We start from the raw sequence: 16106 nt of genomic DNA on the forward strand, positions 1-16106 counted from the left end.
TCCCATCCAGACTGGGATTAAAAAATCGAACGACCGATACGTTGAGACAACAGTTCCAGCGCCGCAGTTCCCGCCAGCGAGTTGCCGGAAGCATCCAGTTCCGGCGACCAAACGACGATCGACAGTTCGTCCGGCACGATGGCCACGATGCCGCCGCCCACGCCGGACTTGCCCGGCATCCCCACCCGATAGGCGAATTCGCCGGCGCCGTCGTACATGCCGCTGGTCATCATCAGGGCGTTGATCTGCCGCGCCTGCAGCGGGCTGATCACCGCCTCGCCGCTGAGATCGCGGCCGTGATTGGCCAGATAGACGAAGCTGCGCGCCAGTTCCACGCAGCTCATGCGCAGCGCGCAATAGTGGAAATAGGTTTGCAGCACGGTGATGACGTCGTTTTCGAAGTTGCCGAACGATTTCATCAGATAGGCGATGGCCGCATTACGATCGGAGTGTTCGAACTCGGAGCGCGCCACCCGCAGGTCATAGGCCAGGTCGTCTTCACCGGCCAACTGACGCACCACCTCCAGCATGCGCTGTTTGGGGGCGCTGAGCCGGGTTTGCAGCATGTCGCACACCACCAGCGCGCCGGGGTTGATAAACGGATTGCGCGGTTTGCCCTGCTCCATCTCCAGCTGCAGCAGCGAATTGAACGGCAGGCCGGAAGGCTCTTTGCCAACGCGCCGCCAGATCTCATGCTCCTGATAGCGCGTCAGCGCCAGCGTCAGGCTCAGCACTTTGGAGATCGACTGGATGGAGAAGCGCTCCGCGGCATCGCCGGCCTGGAACAGTTCGCCATCCACCGTACACACGGCGATCGCCAGCCGATCGGCGGGCACTTCCGCCAACGCCGGGATGTAGTCGGCCACTTTTCCCTGGCCAATCAGCGGGCGCACCTGTTGCAGGATCTCTTCCAGCAACGCGTTATCCAATGTTGTTACCACCTCGGTCACACTCCGGGCAAAACAAAGGCGCCGTTAAGGCACCTTAAATCCATCCCCGTCATACTTGAATCCGCATCTGTGTTGGCTGCGAGCGCTCACCCCAGTCACTTACTGAAGTAAGCTCCTGGGGACTCACCCTCTTGCCGCCGTGATGCGAATCCAATTATTTAGGGGGAAATAAGCGGCGCGAAGCCGCGCTCATCGGGCAAGCGCGATCAATCCCACCAGATATCGAACAGATCGCTGACCTTAACGTCGGTCAGTTTGCGCGCTTCCAGCCAGTTTTTCACCAGTTCGCGATGCTCGTCGGTGCAGTGGCCGATCTTCTGCAGGCAGATCAGACCTTCCCACTGCAGGTAGCCGCTACCGTCAAACGCCAGACCGTTCGGCTCGATCACTTCATCGATGAAGGTATCCAGCGTGCTGTCGATATCTTCCACCGACGTGCCTTCGGCGAAGCGCCAGGCTACGGAGAAACCCAACTCCTGAAATTCTTCAATGTGCAACTTTTTACGTAAACGACGACTGCGGTTCTTAGCCATTATTCTTTCCTCTCAAACATCAAGTCCCAAACGCCATGTCCCAGGCGCTGGCCGCGTAATTCAAATTTCGTCAGTGGGCGCGAATCCGGACGCGGCACATAATCATTATCGCTGGAAAGATTACGGTAGCCTGCGACCCCGTTCATAACCTCTAACATATGTTCCGCATAAGGTTGCCAATCGGTGGCCATGTGGAAGACGCCGCCGGTCTTCAGCTTGCGCAGCACCAGTTCGACAAACGGCGTTTGCACGATGCGGCGCTTGTTGTGGCGCGCCTTGTGCCACGGATCGGGGAAGAACAGCTGCACCATGTCCAGCGAGCCGTCCGGGATCATGTTTTCCAGCACTTCAACCGCATCGTGGCACATTACGCGCAGGTTGCTCAGCTTCGCCTCGTGGGCGTCGGCCAGGCAGGCGCCCACGCCCGGCGAGTGTACTTCGATCCCTAAAAAGTTCTGCTGCGGGTTGTTGCCCGCCATGGTCACCAGCGAGGCGCCCATGCCAAAACCGATCTCCAGCACCGTCGGCGCTTCGCGGCCGAACAGCGCGGCGAGATCGACAGCGTCAGCCTGATACTCCACGCCCATCACCGGCCAATAGTTCTCCAGCGCGTGCTGCTGGCCTTTGGTCAGCCGCCCCTGGCGGCGGACAAAACTGCGGATACGGCGCATCGCGCGGCCGTTCTCATCAAATTCCGGGGAGATGACGTCATTAATCATAGTGCTTTCTGTCTGTTTGGCTGCCAATTAGGGAAACGCGCATTATGCAAAGATACATTGGTTTAGCAAGTGTTCATCTTCTGTACCCGCCGTGCGGCGTCGGAAAGTTCCGGTTTACAGCATCATGACTCTATGCTGCAATCTCGCTTCATTTTCTGCCGGATAACGACTCTTCATGATGCAAGCACAACAATTCGCACAGGTGGTGCTTGACTGGTACCAGCGCTACGGCCGCAAAACCCTGCCATGGCAGCTGGAGAAAACCGCCTATCAAGTATGGCTCTCCGAAGTGATGTTGCAACAGACCCAGGTTGCCACCGTCATTCCTTATTTTCAGCGCTTTATGGCCCGTTTTCCCAACGTGCGCGCGCTGGCGGAGGCCCCGCTGGACGAAGTGCTGCATCTGTGGACCGGCCTCGGCTATTACGCCCGCGCTCGCAACCTGCACAAAGCGGCGCAGACCATTGTCGCACAGCACGGCGGCGAGTTCCCGACAACCTTCGCAGAAATCGCCGATTTACCGGGCGTCGGCCGCTCCACCGCTGGCGCGGTGCTGTCGTTGGCGCTGGGCCAACACTATCCGATCCTCGACGGCAACGTGAAGCGCGTGCTGGCTCGCTGCTACGCGGTGGAAGGCTGGCCGGGCAAAAAAGAGGTCGAAAATCGGCTGTGGAAAATCAGCGAAGAAGTCACCCCGGCCCAGGGCGTCGGCCAGTTCAACCAGGCGATGATGGATCTGGGCGCCATGGTCTGCACCCGCTCCAAGCCCAAGTGTGAGCTCTGCCCGCTCAACGTCGGCTGCCTGTCTTACGCCAACCACAGCTGGGCCAACTACCCCGGCAAGAAGCCCAAGCAGACCCTGCCGGAAAAAACCGCCTACTTCTTATTGCTGCAGCACGGCGACCGCGTGTGGCTGGAGCAGCGCCCGGCGGTGGGCCTGTGGGGCGGCCTGTTCTGCTTCCCGCAGTTCAGCGCGCGCGTGGATTTGGAACTCTGGCTGCAGCAGCGCGGTCTGAAAGGCAAGTGCCTGGAACAGCTGACCGCGTTTCGCCACACGTTCAGCCATTTCCATCTCGATATCGTGCCGATGTGGCTGTCGCTCGACGCGGCGGGCAGCGGCATGGATGAGGGCGCGGGTCTCTGGTATAACTTAGCGCAGCCGCCGTCGGTCGGGCTGGCAGCGCCGGTGGACCGCCTGTTGCAACAGCTGGCGAAGCAGCCCCCGATCCAACAAAACTTATATGGCGATAGCGCCATCGATGAGGAATTAGCATGAGCCGCACCATTTTTTGTACTTTCCTTCAACGCGACGCCGAAGGCCAGGACTTCCAGCTTTATCCCGGCGACGTCGGCAAGCGCATCTACAACGAGATCTCCAAGGAAGCCTGGGGCGAGTGGATGAAGAAGCAGACCATGCTGATCAACGAGAAGAAGCTGAACATGATGAACGTGGATGACCGCAAACTGCTGGAAGAGGAAATGATCAAATTCCTGTTCGAAGGGCACGACGTGCACATCGAAGGCTATACGCCGCCGAGCGAATAACGCTGTTGGGGCCAGGCGCTGGCCCGCTTCAATCCTCTTATACTTCTTCCAAACGGCTTTAAGATGAAGAAAATTTTAGCTTTGCTCGTAATAGCGCCTTTGCTGATCTCCTGTTCCGGCAAAAAAAGTGAAGAAATCAACGAAGCCTGGATCAAAGACACCAACGGCTTCGACATTCTGATGGGCCAATTCGCCCACAACATCGAGAACATCTGGGGTCTGAACGAAGTTCTGATCGCCGGGCCGAAAGACTACGTCAAGTACACCGACCAATACCAAACCCGCAGCCACATCAACTTCGACACCGGCGCCATCACCGTCGAGACCATCGCCACCACCGATCCGGCCACGCACCTGCGCCAGGCGATCATCAGCACGCTGCTGATGGGTGACGATCCGGGTTCGATCGACCTCTATTCCGACGCCAACGATATCCAGATCAGCAAAGAGCCGTTCCTGTACGGCCAGGTGCTGGATAACAAAGGGGCGCCGATCCGCTGGGAATGGCGCGCGGCGCACTTCGCCGATTACCTGCTGCAAACCAAGCTGCAAAAACGCACCTCCGGCCTGCACGTCATCTACTCGGTCACCATCCAACTGGTGCCGAACCACCTGGACAAACGTGCGCATAAATATCTGCCGATGGTGCGCAAGGCGTCGGAAAAATACGGCGTGGACGAGTCGCTGATCCTGGCTATCATGCAGACCGAATCGAGCTTCAACCCGTATGCGGTGAGCGGTTCGGACGCGCTGGGCCTGATGCAGGTGGTGCAGCACACCGCCGGTAAGGATGTGTTCCAGATGCGCGGCAAATGGGGCACCCCGAGCCGCAGCTACCTGTTCGATCCGGAGAACAACATCGATACCGGCACCGCCTACCTGGCGATCCTGCAGAACAACTACCTGGGCGGCATTCAGAACCCGACCTCGCGCCGCTATGCGGTGATCACCGCTTACAACGGCGGCGCCGGCAGCGTGCTGCGGGTGTTCTCCAGCGACAGAACGCGCGCGGTGGGCATCATCAACGGCATGCAGCCGGGCGACGTGTACCAAACGCTGACCACCAAGCACCCGGCCGCCGAGTCGCGCCGCTATCTGGTGAAAGTGAATACCGCGCAGAAGAGCTACCGCAGAAAGTAGCGCTTCCCGCGTGGATAGAAGAAGGGCCGGTGCGAACCGGCCCTTTTTTCATGGCTTGATCATATAGCCGAAGATGCGCTTCCAGCCGTGATCTTTTTTCTCGATGTAGACCCCCTGCAGCTCCGGCGAGAAGCCCGGCAGGCGGTTGATGCCCTCCTCGAGCGCCAGGAAGTAGCGCTGCACCGCGCCGCCCCACACTTCGCCCGGCACCACGCACAGCACGCCCGGCGGATACGGCAGGGCCCCTTCCGCCGCGATGCGCCCTTCCGCCTGGCCGATCGGCACCAGCTCGACGTTGTCGCGGATAAACTCCACGTTGGCGTCCTGCGGGTTCATCACCACCGGCGGGAAATGATCCTGACGGAACATCTCCTTTTGCAGCTGCTTAACGTCAAAGCTGACGTACAGATCGTGCATCTCCTGGCACAGCCGACGAATGCTGTAGCCGCGGTAACGCTGCTCGTTCTTGCGGTACACCGTCGGCAGCACCACGCTCAGCGGCGCATCCTCTTCGACATAGCGTTCGAACTGCGCCAGCATCTCCACCAGCTGTTCCATCTTGGCCGGGTTCTCCGCCGGGGTCAGCAGGAACAGGATCGAGTTGAGATCGCACTTCTCCGGCACGATGCCGTTCTCGCGCAGGAAGTTGGCCAGAATGGTGGCCGGCACGCCGAACTCGGTGTATTGGCCGGTCGCGGCGTCAATCCCCGGCGTGGTCAGCAGCAGCTTGCACGGATCCACCAGATACTGATCCTGGGCATAGCCTTCGAAGCCGTGCCACGTCTCCCCCGGCACGAAGGTGAAGAAGCGCGCGTCGTTGGCGATCAGATCGGTATCGTAATCCTGCCAGTCCTTGCCCGCCACCTGCAGCGGAATAAACGGCTTCAGCTGCGAGCAGCGCGTGAGCAGCTGTTTGCGCGTCTCGATGCCCAGCTTGACGCAGTCCATCCACATGCGGCGCCCGGCGGGGCCGGCATGCATCTTGGCGTTGACGTCCAGCGCGGCGAACAGCGGATAGAACGGGCTGGTCGACGCATGCAGCATGAACGCATTGTTCAGATGCTTATGGTTGCAGTGGCGCTTTTGCCCTTTGATATGGTCGTCTTTCTTATGGATCTGCGACGTCTGCGAGAACCCCGCCTGCTGTTTATGCACCGACTGGGTGACGAAGATGCCCGGATCGTGCTCGTCCAGCTCCAGCAGCAGCGGCGAACACTCTTTCAGCATCGGGATAAAACCTTCGTAGCCCACCCAGGCGGAGTCGAACAGGATGTAATCGCACAGGTGGCCGATGGTGTCGATCACCTGGCGAGCGTTGTAAATCGTGCCGTCGTAGGTACCGAGCTGAATGATCGCCAGCCGGAACGGCCGCGCCGCCGCGGCTTTCTCCGGCGCCACCTCGCGGATCTGCTCGCGCAGGTAGCGCTCGTCGAAGCAGCGCGCATCGATGCCGCCGATAAAGCCGAACGGGTTGCGGGCGGTTTCCAGATACACCGGCGTGGCGCCGGCCTGGATCAGCGCCCCGTGGTGATTGGATTTGTGGTTGTTGCGATCGAACAGCACCAGATCGCCACGGGTCAGCAGCGCGTTGGTCACCACCTTGTTGGCCGCCGAGGTGCCGTTGAGCACGAAGTAGGTTTTATCGGCGTTGAACACCCGCGCCGCATGCTTTTGCGCATCCTTGGCCGAGCCTTCGTGGATCAGCAGATCGCCCAGCTTAACGTCGGCGTTGCACATGTCGGAACGGAAAAGGGTTTCACCGTAGAAATCGAAAAACTGCCGGCCGGCCGGATGCTTGCGGAAGAACTCGCCGCCCTGATGGCCTGGACACGCAAAGGTCGAATTCTCCATCTCGACGTAGGTCTTCAGCGTTTTGAAGAACGGCGGCAGCAGCGCCTGCTCGTAGGCGTCGGCGGCTGCCTCCAACTGCGCCATGTAGAATGGCTTGCTGGCGCCGGCCAGCAGCGCAAAGACCCCGCTGACAAACGGCAGATAATCCGGGGAAAGATGCTCGTCCCCTTCCACCGCCACGAAGGTCGGAATATCGAACCCCGTCGCCTGCAAGCGCGCCAGAATGCCGGCATCCACGTCGGCGACCGACACCACCACCGCCGCCACGTCGGTGTAGTCCGTCTGCTCTACGCGCACGATCTGGCGCAGCGTCTCAATGGTGGCGACCAGGCTGGCGCTGGTTGCGATTTTCAATTCTTTCATCATGCTGACTCTCAAACGGTGAAGGATGAGGGTGTGCCACCGGCACGGTAATGAGATAACGCGGTTATCCCGGTAAAAGCGATACCCGGGCACGGCAGCATAAGCGGCGTGCGTGACCGCCTCATGATCGGGGACCATCAGGCAGCTATCGGGGGAACTGGTCTTGGCAGCGTCCGACAGGCATCAGTAAAATCAGGGCCGCAGCGCTGGCTTTACGCATGCCTAACAGCAAGCATCAGGCGGCCTTACCGCATGCTCGGCAGGCGTATTCGGACAGATGGTGTTCGGTGCAAGCAAAGACGGAACGGTGGCGGCGTCAGAGGTCTGGTGCGCGACAGCGCTTGAGCGACAAAACCAGTCATGCCAATAACCCTCTGACTTATAAGAAGCGGGAACACCGTCAGGGAACGGAGAGTGCTAAAATTTGCGCAATGATTGCATGATTCGTTACGAGGTTCAAGCGAGAATCACCTGGATTGAGCTTGCGTTAACGCAAAGATAACGCGTTGTTATTTAACAACAAAAATAAGAAACAATATTGACAAAGTGGTATAAATACACGTTTTTTATGCATATTTATTGGGTGGCGATATCGCCACAGGCTCTAGCGCTTCGGGTTCGCTGCCTGAAAATAGAGCAACCGATCGGCTTTGTGACAGAAAGCGATTGACGCCATCCGGCCAATACGGTTTAATGCGCCCCGTTGCCCGGATAGCTCAGTCGGTAGAGCAGGGGATTGAAAATCCCCGTGTCCTTGGTTCGATTCCGAGTCCGGGCACCATATTCAGAAGAACCCGCCTATGGCGGGTTTTTCGCTTTCTGGGGTACGGACTCTCCATCGAACTGCGTTCGATTATTCGGCCAAAGGCCTCACCCTACGGGCCAGCGCTAAAGCGCTGTTCAACGCGGCGCCAGCGCCGGTTGTCCGAGTCCGGGCACCATATTCAGAAGAACCCGCCTATGGCGGGTTTTTCGCTTTCTGGGGTACGGACTCTCCATCGAACTGCGTTCGATTATTCGGCCAAAGGCCTCACCCTGCGGGCCAGCGCTGAGACCTTGAATACCGAGCAGAAGTGCTCCTGTTCCTATCTCTTTAACCTAAATCTCGGCCTTTATATTCGCAGTCTTAATTGATGCCCCCCTGCCCTGTGTTTACGACACTGTATTATTTCTATTTGCACCATAACCCAACCTTACTTATTTTCGCCGTCATTTGAATTAATACGCAAACACGGGTTACGCAACAATACCATTAATGTTTTCATTCTGCGCCTGATAAAACCCACAGCCATAAACCGATAAAAACATTAAATAACAATCAATTAATCAGAATCTCACCACATAACCCCCTGCCGTTATTAAAAATAAACCAAAAATGCGGTCGGCACTCACCTTGTGATTTTTTGATAAATACCGTCCGTTGCCGCTGCTAATTTACCGACAGGCGTTCTTAAAACATCACATCGGTGAAGATCGTCATATCACCGTAATAGAACGCTTAATTTAGCCTGCTCACCCACTGATATTTTGGCCTTTTTTGGCTCTGGCATTAAACACCCGTTGAGAAAAAACATATGGAATATGGTTTATCAGACAATGGCGAACAGCCGGATCAACACGGCAAGGGCGTCAGCCGCAGAAATGTCTTGCTCGGCCTGGCGTCAACGCTTGTCGCCACCGCATTGGCCGGCGCCCCATTCCTCACGCTGGCGGAACAGCATACCGCCGCGCAAAACCCCCTGCTTTTTGCCCGTTTCTTCGCGCTCTCCCGGCAATTGACAGAACGTCAGGATATTGACCCTGGCATTTCGGCTCGTATTTTCACTGCGTTGAGCCTCGCAAACCCGCAATTCTCATCACAGGTTGAGCGATTAAACGCACGCGTGAAGGCCGGACAAAGCGCCCGGCAACTTCAGCAAATCGCCGGCCAACTGGGGCTCTCGGCATTGGTCTCGGCCATCGTCACCGCCTGGTATACCGGTACCGTGGGCCAGGGGGCAAACGCCAGTCTCATCGCTTATAAAGATGCCCTGATGTATCGCCCGGTTAAAGACGCCTTGATTGTGCCCACCTATTGCGGCAACGGCCCGCTTTGGTGGACCGCCGCCCCGCCTGAGGTTAACGCCTTACTGCCCTCTGAGAGCTGAATCATGAAAAAACCGGTATTCACGGCTGATGGCGATGCCTCGGCCGATATTGTCATCGTCGGCTCGGGGATCGTCGGCGGCATGATGGCGGACCAGTTGGCCGGCCAAGGCTATTCCGTGCTGGTATTGGAGGCGGGCCTGCGTATCGATCGCGCGCAGGCCGTCGAAAACTGGCGCAATATGCCGTTTGATAACCGTGCGGGCTCCGATTTTCAAGGCTTGTACCCGCAATCAGCCTACGCCACCGCGCCGCTCTATTTTCCGCCAAACGATTATGTCGCGTTAAGTGGCCCAAGCGCGGACAGCTTTAAGCAGGGCTATTTACGCACCGTGGGCGGCACGACCTGGCACTGGGCGGCCTCCTGCTGGCGCCATCTGCCAAACGATTTCAAAATGAAAACGCTGTACGGGGTTGGCCGCGACTGGCCCATCGCCTATGACGATCTCGAGCCCTACTACTGCCGCGCGGAGGAGGCGATTGGCGTCGCCGGCCCAAACGATCCGGCCAAACAATCGCCTTCAGCACGCAGCAAGCCTTATCCCATGGATATGGTGCCCTGGGCCCACGGAGATACGCGCTTCGCCGAAGTGGTCAACCCGCACGGTTACCGCTCCGTACCGATCCCCCAAGGGCGCAGCACGCGACCATGGCAGGGACGGCCCACCTGCTGCGGCAACAATAACTGCCAACCTATCTGCCCGATTGGCGCCATGTATAACGGCATCCATCACATCGAACGCGCCGAAATGAAAGGAGCGCTCGTGCTGGCGGAAGCGGTGGCGTACAAAATCGATACCGATGGGCAAAATCAGGTTACCGCCGTGCATTGGCTGGACAACCAAAAGCGGTCGCACAAAGCCAGCGCCAGCGCGTTCGTCCTGGCATGCAATGGCATCGAAACCCCGCGCCTGCTGTTGATGGCCGCCAATGCGCAAAACCCGAATGGGATCGCCAACAGCTCCGATCAGGTTGGCCGCAATATGATGGATCACTCCGGCTTTCACTGCACCTTCCTGGCGAAAGAGCCGCTGTGGCCAGGACGCGGCCCGGCGCAGAGCAGCTGTTTGGTCGGCCCGCGCGATGGGGATTTCCGCAAGCATTACTCAGCCAACAAGATGATCCTCAATAACATCAACCGCGTTTTGCCGGCTACGCGTCAGTCCTTGGCGCAGGGCCTGGTGGGGAAAGCGCTGGATGACGAGATCCGCCGCCGCGCGGCGCACGGCGTCGATTTGTCCATCAGTCTGGAACCGCTGCCCGATCCAAATAACCGTCTGACGTTGAGCGCAACGCGCAAAGACGCCCACGGTTTGCCTTGCCCGGACATTTACTATGACGTGGGGGACTATGTGCGAAAAGGGGCTGAAGCGGCGCACCGGCAGCTCAAGCATATTGGCCAATTGTTTGATGCCGATGAATTCACCATCACCACCAGCCTGAATGCCAATAATCACATTATGGGCGGCACCATCATGGGCAACGATGAGAAAAATTCCGTGGTGAACGGCGATTGCCGTGCGCACGATCATCCGAACCTGTGGCTACCCGGCGGTGGCGCCATCCCTTCAGCCAGCGTGGTGAACAGCACGCTGACGATGGCGGCCCTGGGCCTTAAAGCGGCGGACGACATTGCCCGCAAACTGGCGGTGAAATCATGAGAAAACCTGCAAGGATAGCCTGGCTGGCGCTGCTCCTCGCGGCGGGCGGCTCGGCGTTCGCCGCCGACGAAGGACCGTATTTCAGCACCGAGCTGATTGAAAAAGGCGAGCGGCTCGCGGTAGCGGCGGACTGCCAGGCCTGCCACACCCAAACGGGAGGCGGCGAGCGATTTGCCGGCGGTTACAGCATCGCCACGCCGGTAGGCGTGATTTACACCACCAACATCACACCCGACAAGGAAACCGGCATTGGCCGCTACAGCGAAGCGCAATTCGCCCGCGCCGTGCGTGAAGGCATTCGCGCGGACGGCACCCCGCTGTACCCGGCAATGCCTTATACGTCATACGTCAAATTGAACGACGAGGACATTCACGCGCTGTACGCCTACTTTATGAACGGCGTCGCCCCCGTCGTTCAGCACAACAGGCGAACCGAACTGCCCTTCCCCTTTAACCTGCGCTTTATCATGCCGGCCTGGAACAGTTTGTTTCTGGAAGAGGGGCATTTCAGCGCCGACAGCCGCGAAGATGCACAATGGAACCGCGGCGCCTACCTGGTCAACGGCCCTGGACACTGCGATACCTGCCATACGCCGCGCAACGTGTTACTGGCTGAATACAGCGGGCAACCGCTTTCCGGCGCCATGGTCGGCAGTTGGTATGCGCCCAATATTACTTCCGACCCGATCAGCGGCATTGGCGGATGGAGCCAGGCTGAGCTAATCCAGTATTTGAAAACCGGGCGCGCGGCGGGAAAAAACCAGGCGGCGGGGGGCATGGCGGAAGCGATAGAAAACAGCCTGCAATATTTGTCGGACGACGATCTGGCCGCGATTGCCGCTTACCTGAAAAACAGTCCGCCGATCAGAGATCGACGCGATACGCGGCCGGCAGACAGCTTTGGCAAGCCGTTCAACGTTGAACCCGAGCTGCGCGGCGCGCATCCGCCGACCGCCAACGAGACGGTGATTGACGGCGCCGCCTTGTTCAGCGGCAACTGCGCCAGCTGCCACCAACCCGACGGCAGCGGCAGTCAAAACCAGGCCTATCCATCGCTGTTCAACAACACGGCGACGGGCTCGCGCAATCCCTCCAATCTGATCTCGGCCATTTTGTTCGGCGTCGAGCGCCGCGTCGGGGATCAACATATCCTGATGCCGAATTTCGGCCCGCAATCCTATGTCAATCCCTTGAACGACCAACAGATTGCGGCGATCGGCAACTATGTCTTGCAACATTACGGCAACCCCGCGGCGCACGTCACCGCCGAAGACGTTGCGATCCTCAGACGAGGGGGCCCGGCGCCGTTGCTGGCCGAGATGCAGCCCTATATGGCACCGGGGTTGGGCGGCGGCGCGCTGGCGCTACTGGCCGCCATCGCGTGGCGGGTGCGCAAACGCCGCGGCGCGTGATTCACGCCAATTAAAGCTCCCTACGCTGGCGGCCGCAGGGAGCTTGTCTGCCGGCGCGCAAGGCTCTGATGCCATACGCCAATGATGTGCTAAAAATAGGCCCCGCCGGCGTTTTGCACTATTTTGGTTATGTCTGCCTGTTCATTCTGGGCGGTGCCTCGCTACGACGATAAACCCTGTACACCGTTCGCCTCGGTCACAAAACACAGTCAATCATGCCAGGAGCCCGACCATGAAAAACGCAACGTTCCCCAGCATCGCCAAGTTTTCCTTTCTGTCTTTATTATTGCCGGCCTGGATCACCCAGGCCGCTCCCCCGCAGCCGCAGCCGCAGCCGGGCAGCACCGCGCAAATCGTTTTGATTGGCACCTGGACAGGGGAAAGAGACGGCGATCGGGTTCAGCCGCCCGTTTATCCCAGCCAGGGGATGTATCGGTTGGCGCTCAACGAAGACGGCAGCCTGCTGCCATTGAATCGCATAAAAATGGACAGCCCTTCCTGGATAGTTCTGAGCAAAAATCGCCAATTTGCCTATACCACCAATGAAACTCAGCAAGGCCAAATCAGCACGCTCAGGCTCGGCAAAGGCGGCGACCCGCAACGCATCAGCGGCATCGACTCGCAGGGACAAGAGCCGACGCATGCCGCCATCAGTCCAGACGGGCGCTACTTATTGGCCGCCAATTACTCCAACGCCCCCGGGCATGCCAGCGTCATCGTGGCCCCCATTCTCCAGAACGGTGAACTCGGCGAGGTGCTGCAGCGCTTTCCCTTCACCAAGGGCTCAGAGGCCGTTGCCGAGCGGCAAGCCAGCGCCCATATTCACTCCGTCAACTTCACCCCCGACGGGCGCATGATGTACGCCGCCGATTTGGGCGGCGACATCATTCATGCCTTCTTCTACGACGCGGCAAATAAGGCCGCGCCGTTCAGGCTCGCGCCGGATTACGATTTGTCGTTTCCGCCGGGCACCGGCCCGCGACATATGATCTTTTCCGCAAATGGCAGATTCGCCTACGTGATCAGCGAAATGTCGGCGAATATTTTTGCCTACCAGATTAATAACGATCGGTTGGAGAACATCCAGACATTAGCGCTGACGGAAAGCGCCCGCGCGGATGCAAAGGGCGGCGGCGGGCTGGCGTTTTCCCCTGACGGAAAATACCTCTATGCGAGCAATCGCCAAAAAACCAACGAAATCGTGGGTTATAAAATTAACCCGGAGAATGGCAAACTCACGCTGATTGGCCGCACGCTTTCCGGCGGAATCGAACCGCGCGCTTTCGCCTTCGATAAAAGCGGAAAGTTTTTGCTAGTCGCCAATGTGTTTAGTAATAATGTTACCGTATTACAACGCGATCTGGATACCGGCGAATTATATGGCAACGGCGTAAGCGTCCAGATAGGTACGCCAACTGACGTTAAATTTATCCACGAGTAAATTATTGCTGCGGCAATCCGTTTGTCGCAGCGCCAACATCGATTCTCTTGCCCACGAGCGCCATACTTTACCCCATTCCCATGGCGTTTAACGTGTCGATAACGTGAACGCTCAGGTAATGAGAATCATCATCAGCGGCAAAGGAATTATAAAAGAGAAACGCCAAAACAATTCAAACCGGGTTGATATAATGGCGGCTACATTCAGGTAAGTTCCGGCGGCACACGGATATCCTTGCACGTCACGCCGTCGCTGAACCTAAACGAACCTAAACGTCCAACTGTCGGCCAATCGGTTTTTAATTGGCGCTTTTCCAACGTCAACAGGCGCCTCTGTATATAACATGAACATTCACTCATTGAAATTAATGCATATAGGGATAATTTCCCGCCATACAGGCCCGCAAACAACAAAACTGGGCGCATTGGCCGATGTGAAAGCGGATACCCCCATGCCGCCAAGACGCAATAGCTCTCGCATCCAAAAGATAATAACACATTGAATACAATGATAAAAAGACCATCAAAACGGCCTGATTTCATAATTTCACTTTAATTTCATCTTTTCAAAAAGCGCTCAACGCCTAATATCATGTTATTTCACCTTCCCAGAATCCCTTTTAACGCTATTCTAAGCAGCGAATACCTGATTCAAGAAACACAAGCCGAACGCAGAACGGCGTATACACGTTAACAGACAATAGTCGATGCCAATCCCATGCGGCTTATCCTCTTTGCGGAGTGTCGTTTACATGGAATGATGAACGCGGTTTCTAAGATTATTGCTTAAGAATATTAATTAAACACATACGCAAGCTTTTGCAGGGACTTTCATGGAAAGAAATACACCCGTAGCCTTTACCTGATGTGCTACCGAATTCTAAACGGGCATTTAAAAATGACGCATTTTTAACCCGCATATCTTTTAATTATTTTTAATTCATGTCGTTTACTTATAAGAAAAAGGCAGCCTGGTTGCTATAAGCCAACCCCTTTGCAGCCGTATTTCTGGGTATTATTCTCATTATACTGGAGCTTATTAATGAATCAGCGTTTCGATATCATCGGTATTGGCCTTGGCCCGTCGAATCTTAGCCTGGCGGCCTTAGGGAGCGAAATCGAGGGATTTACGGGGCAATTCCTTGAGCGCAAACCTCATTTCTCCTGGCACCCGGGCATGATTTTGGCTGACTGCAACATGCAAACCAACTTTTTAAAGGATTTGGTGAGCGCGGTTGCCCCAACCAATCCCTATAGCTTTCTCAACTATCTGGTAAAAAACCGAAAATTCTACCGTTTCCTGACGACCGAACAGCGTACCGCATCGCGTGAAGAGTTCGCCGATTACCTCACCTGGGCCGCAAGCGGGATGGGATCGTTGGCGTTCAATCAAGACGTTCAGCGAGTCGAGTTTGACGATCGGCAACGCCAGTTCGTGGTGACCACCTCACGGGAGGTCTTCCACGCCAGACACGTAAGTATCGGTATTGGCAAGAAAATAAAGTTACCGGATTGCGTGACGGCGCAAAACGATCGCTGTTTCCACGCCAGCGAAATGATGCTGCGCAACCCTAATCTGGCAGGCAAACGCGTGGCGATCGTCGGCGGCGGCCAGAGCGGCGCCGATCTGTTCCTGAATATTTTTAAAGGGGAATGGGGGCAGCCAGAACAACTCGACTGGATATCGCGACGCAACAATTACAACGCGCTTGATGAGGCGGCCTTTGCCAATGAATATTTCACGCCAGATTACGTCGAGAGTTTCTACTCACTGGACAGCGCGGCCAAGCGGCATATGCTGGCCGAACAAAAGATGACCTCAGACGGCATCACCAGCGAGTCGCTGCTGGCCATCTATCGCGCCATGTACCACAGCTTCGACGTACTGCGCGAGAAATTATGGGTGCGCCTGCTGCCCAGCCGTTCGCTGACGGCCGTAAAACACACGCTGGATAACGCCTACCAACTCGAAACGCGTCATCATCTCGATCACGGCGAGGAAACCTTCAAGGCGGACGTGGTGATCTTTGCTACCGGCTATCAATCGGCGACGCCTGAGTTCCTTGCGCCTCTGGCCCACCGACTGTTGACCACGGCGGACGGCGAGTACCGCATAGCCCCGGACTTTACCTTTGAGTGGGAAGGCCCGGCGGAGAACTGCTTATTTGCGATGAACGCCAGTATGCATAATCACGGCATTGCCGATCCTCAGCTGAGCCTGATGGCGTGGCGTTCGGCCCGCATTCTTAATCGGGCGTTAGACCACCAGCCATTTGATCTGGGAACAACGCCGACAGCCATTCAATGGCGCAGTGAAGGTGCGCCACCCGCGTTTTAAATACAAGAA

Annotated in this window: 12 protein-coding genes and 1 tRNA gene; 9 read left to right on the plus strand and 4 right to left on the minus strand. The window is 57.3% G+C overall.

Annotated elements, in window-relative coordinates; genetic code table 11:
- Positions 1-17 precede the first annotated feature (17 nt).
- The 3 genes from glsB to trmB all read right to left on the minus strand — a co-directional run bounded on the left by glsB (position 18) and on the right by trmB (position 2202).
- Positions 18-941, minus strand: a complete 924-nt coding sequence (glsB, locus tag ACMGG9_RS19875; RefSeq protein WP_042785792.1) for a glutaminase B — start codon at positions 939-941, stop codon at positions 18-20.
- A 215-nt stretch (positions 942-1156) separates the two neighbouring features.
- Entirely contained in the window at positions 1157-1483 is a 327-nt protein-coding gene (locus ACMGG9_RS19880; RefSeq protein ID WP_004937412.1) for a YggL family protein, read from the minus strand.
- Positions 1483-2202: a tRNA (guanosine(46)-N7)-methyltransferase TrmB gene (gene trmB / locus ACMGG9_RS19885; RefSeq protein ID WP_004937410.1), complete on the minus strand. Its 720-nt coding sequence runs from the start codon at positions 2200-2202 to the stop codon at positions 1483-1485. Before trmB ends, ACMGG9_RS19880 begins: the two co-directional genes overlap by 1 nt.
- Positions 2203-2377: 175 nt before the next feature.
- On the opposite strand from trmB, the gene mutY reads away from it, so the two are divergent.
- The 3 genes from mutY to mltC all read left to right on the plus strand — a co-directional run bounded on the left by mutY (position 2378) and on the right by mltC (position 4887).
- On the plus strand, positions 2378-3478 hold the full coding sequence (gene mutY / locus ACMGG9_RS19890; RefSeq protein WP_213588229.1) for an A/G-specific adenine glycosylase: 1101 nt from the start codon (positions 2378-2380) through the stop codon (positions 3476-3478).
- Entirely contained in the window at positions 3475-3747 is a 273-nt protein-coding gene (locus ACMGG9_RS19895) for an oxidative damage protection protein (protein WP_004937404.1), read from the plus strand. The genes mutY and ACMGG9_RS19895 overlap by 4 nt, the downstream gene beginning before the upstream one ends.
- Before the next feature lie 63 nt (positions 3748-3810).
- The gene (gene mltC, locus ACMGG9_RS19900) at positions 3811-4887 is read left to right on the plus strand and encodes a membrane-bound lytic murein transglycosylase MltC (RefSeq protein ID WP_047026455.1); all 1077 of its coding nucleotides are present in this window, start codon (positions 3811-3813) and stop codon (positions 4885-4887) included.
- 48 nt (positions 4888-4935) lie between these two features.
- Here mltC and speF read toward each other — a convergent pair whose 3' ends face one another.
- Positions 4936-7101, minus strand: a complete 2166-nt coding sequence (gene speF / locus ACMGG9_RS19905) for an ornithine decarboxylase SpeF (RefSeq protein WP_072626992.1) — start codon at positions 7099-7101, stop codon at positions 4936-4938.
- Between the two features lie 705 nt (positions 7102-7806).
- On the opposite strand from speF, the gene ACMGG9_RS19910 reads away from it, so the two are divergent.
- The 6 genes from ACMGG9_RS19910 (at position 7807) to ACMGG9_RS19935 (ending at position 16097) form a co-directional block, all read left to right on the plus strand.
- Positions 7807-7882 (plus strand) — tRNA-Phe (locus ACMGG9_RS19910).
- Positions 7883-8675: 793 nt separating this feature from the next.
- Complete coding sequence (locus tag ACMGG9_RS19915) at positions 8676-9248, plus strand: sorbitol dehydrogenase family protein (protein ID WP_033651317.1); 573 nt, start codon at positions 8676-8678, stop codon at positions 9246-9248.
- Positions 9249-9251: 3 nt separating this feature from the next.
- Entirely contained in the window at positions 9252-10907 is a 1656-nt protein-coding gene (locus tag ACMGG9_RS19920; protein ID WP_089192251.1) for a GMC family oxidoreductase, read from the plus strand.
- The gene (locus tag ACMGG9_RS19925) at positions 10904-12319 is read left to right on the plus strand and encodes a c-type cytochrome (RefSeq protein ID WP_414161659.1); all 1416 of its coding nucleotides are present in this window, start codon (positions 10904-10906) and stop codon (positions 12317-12319) included. Before ACMGG9_RS19920 ends, ACMGG9_RS19925 begins: the two co-directional genes overlap by 4 nt.
- 232 nt (positions 12320-12551) lie before the next feature.
- Complete coding sequence (locus tag ACMGG9_RS19930; RefSeq protein ID WP_369606055.1) at positions 12552-13760, plus strand: lactonase family protein; 1209 nt, start codon at positions 12552-12554, stop codon at positions 13758-13760.
- A gap of 1041 nt (positions 13761-14801) precedes the next feature.
- Complete coding sequence (locus ACMGG9_RS19935; protein ID WP_197750942.1) at positions 14802-16097, plus strand: lysine N(6)-hydroxylase/L-ornithine N(5)-oxygenase family protein; 1296 nt, start codon at positions 14802-14804, stop codon at positions 16095-16097.
- The last annotated feature ends 9 nt before the right edge of the window (positions 16098-16106 follow it).

The sequence above is a fragment of the Serratia sp. BNK-10 genome (genome assembly GCF_047456065.1).
GTDB classification, from domain to species: Bacteria; Pseudomonadota; Gammaproteobacteria; order Enterobacterales; family Enterobacteriaceae; genus Serratia; species Serratia ureilytica.

Coding starts and splice junctions, on each gene's coding strand:
- ACMGG9_RS19880 (WP_004937412.1), bottom strand. CDS start 1,483: ATGGCTAAGAACCGCAGTCGTCGTTTACGTAAAAAGTTGCACATTGAA.
- trmB (WP_004937410.1), bottom strand. CDS start 2,202: ATGATTAATGACGTCATCTCCCCGGAATTTGATGAGAACGGCCGCGCG.
- mutY (WP_213588229.1), top strand. CDS start 2,378: ATGATGCAAGCACAACAATTCGCACAGGTGGTGCTTGACTGGTACCAG.
- ACMGG9_RS19895 (WP_004937404.1), top strand. CDS start 3,475: ATGAGCCGCACCATTTTTTGTACTTTCCTTCAACGCGACGCCGAAGGC.
- mltC (WP_047026455.1), top strand. CDS start 3,811: ATGAAGAAAATTTTAGCTTTGCTCGTAATAGCGCCTTTGCTGATCTCC.
- speF (WP_072626992.1), bottom strand. CDS start 7,101: ATGAAAGAATTGAAAATCGCAACCAGCGCCAGCCTGGTCGCCACCATT.
- ACMGG9_RS19915 (WP_033651317.1), top strand. CDS start 8,676: ATGGAATATGGTTTATCAGACAATGGCGAACAGCCGGATCAACACGGC.
- ACMGG9_RS19920 (WP_089192251.1), top strand. CDS start 9,252: ATGAAAAAACCGGTATTCACGGCTGATGGCGATGCCTCGGCCGATATT.
- ACMGG9_RS19925 (WP_414161659.1), top strand. CDS start 10,904: ATGAGAAAACCTGCAAGGATAGCCTGGCTGGCGCTGCTCCTCGCGGCG.
- ACMGG9_RS19930 (WP_369606055.1), top strand. CDS start 12,552: ATGAAAAACGCAACGTTCCCCAGCATCGCCAAGTTTTCCTTTCTGTCT.
- ACMGG9_RS19935 (WP_197750942.1), top strand. CDS start 14,802: ATGAATCAGCGTTTCGATATCATCGGTATTGGCCTTGGCCCGTCGAAT.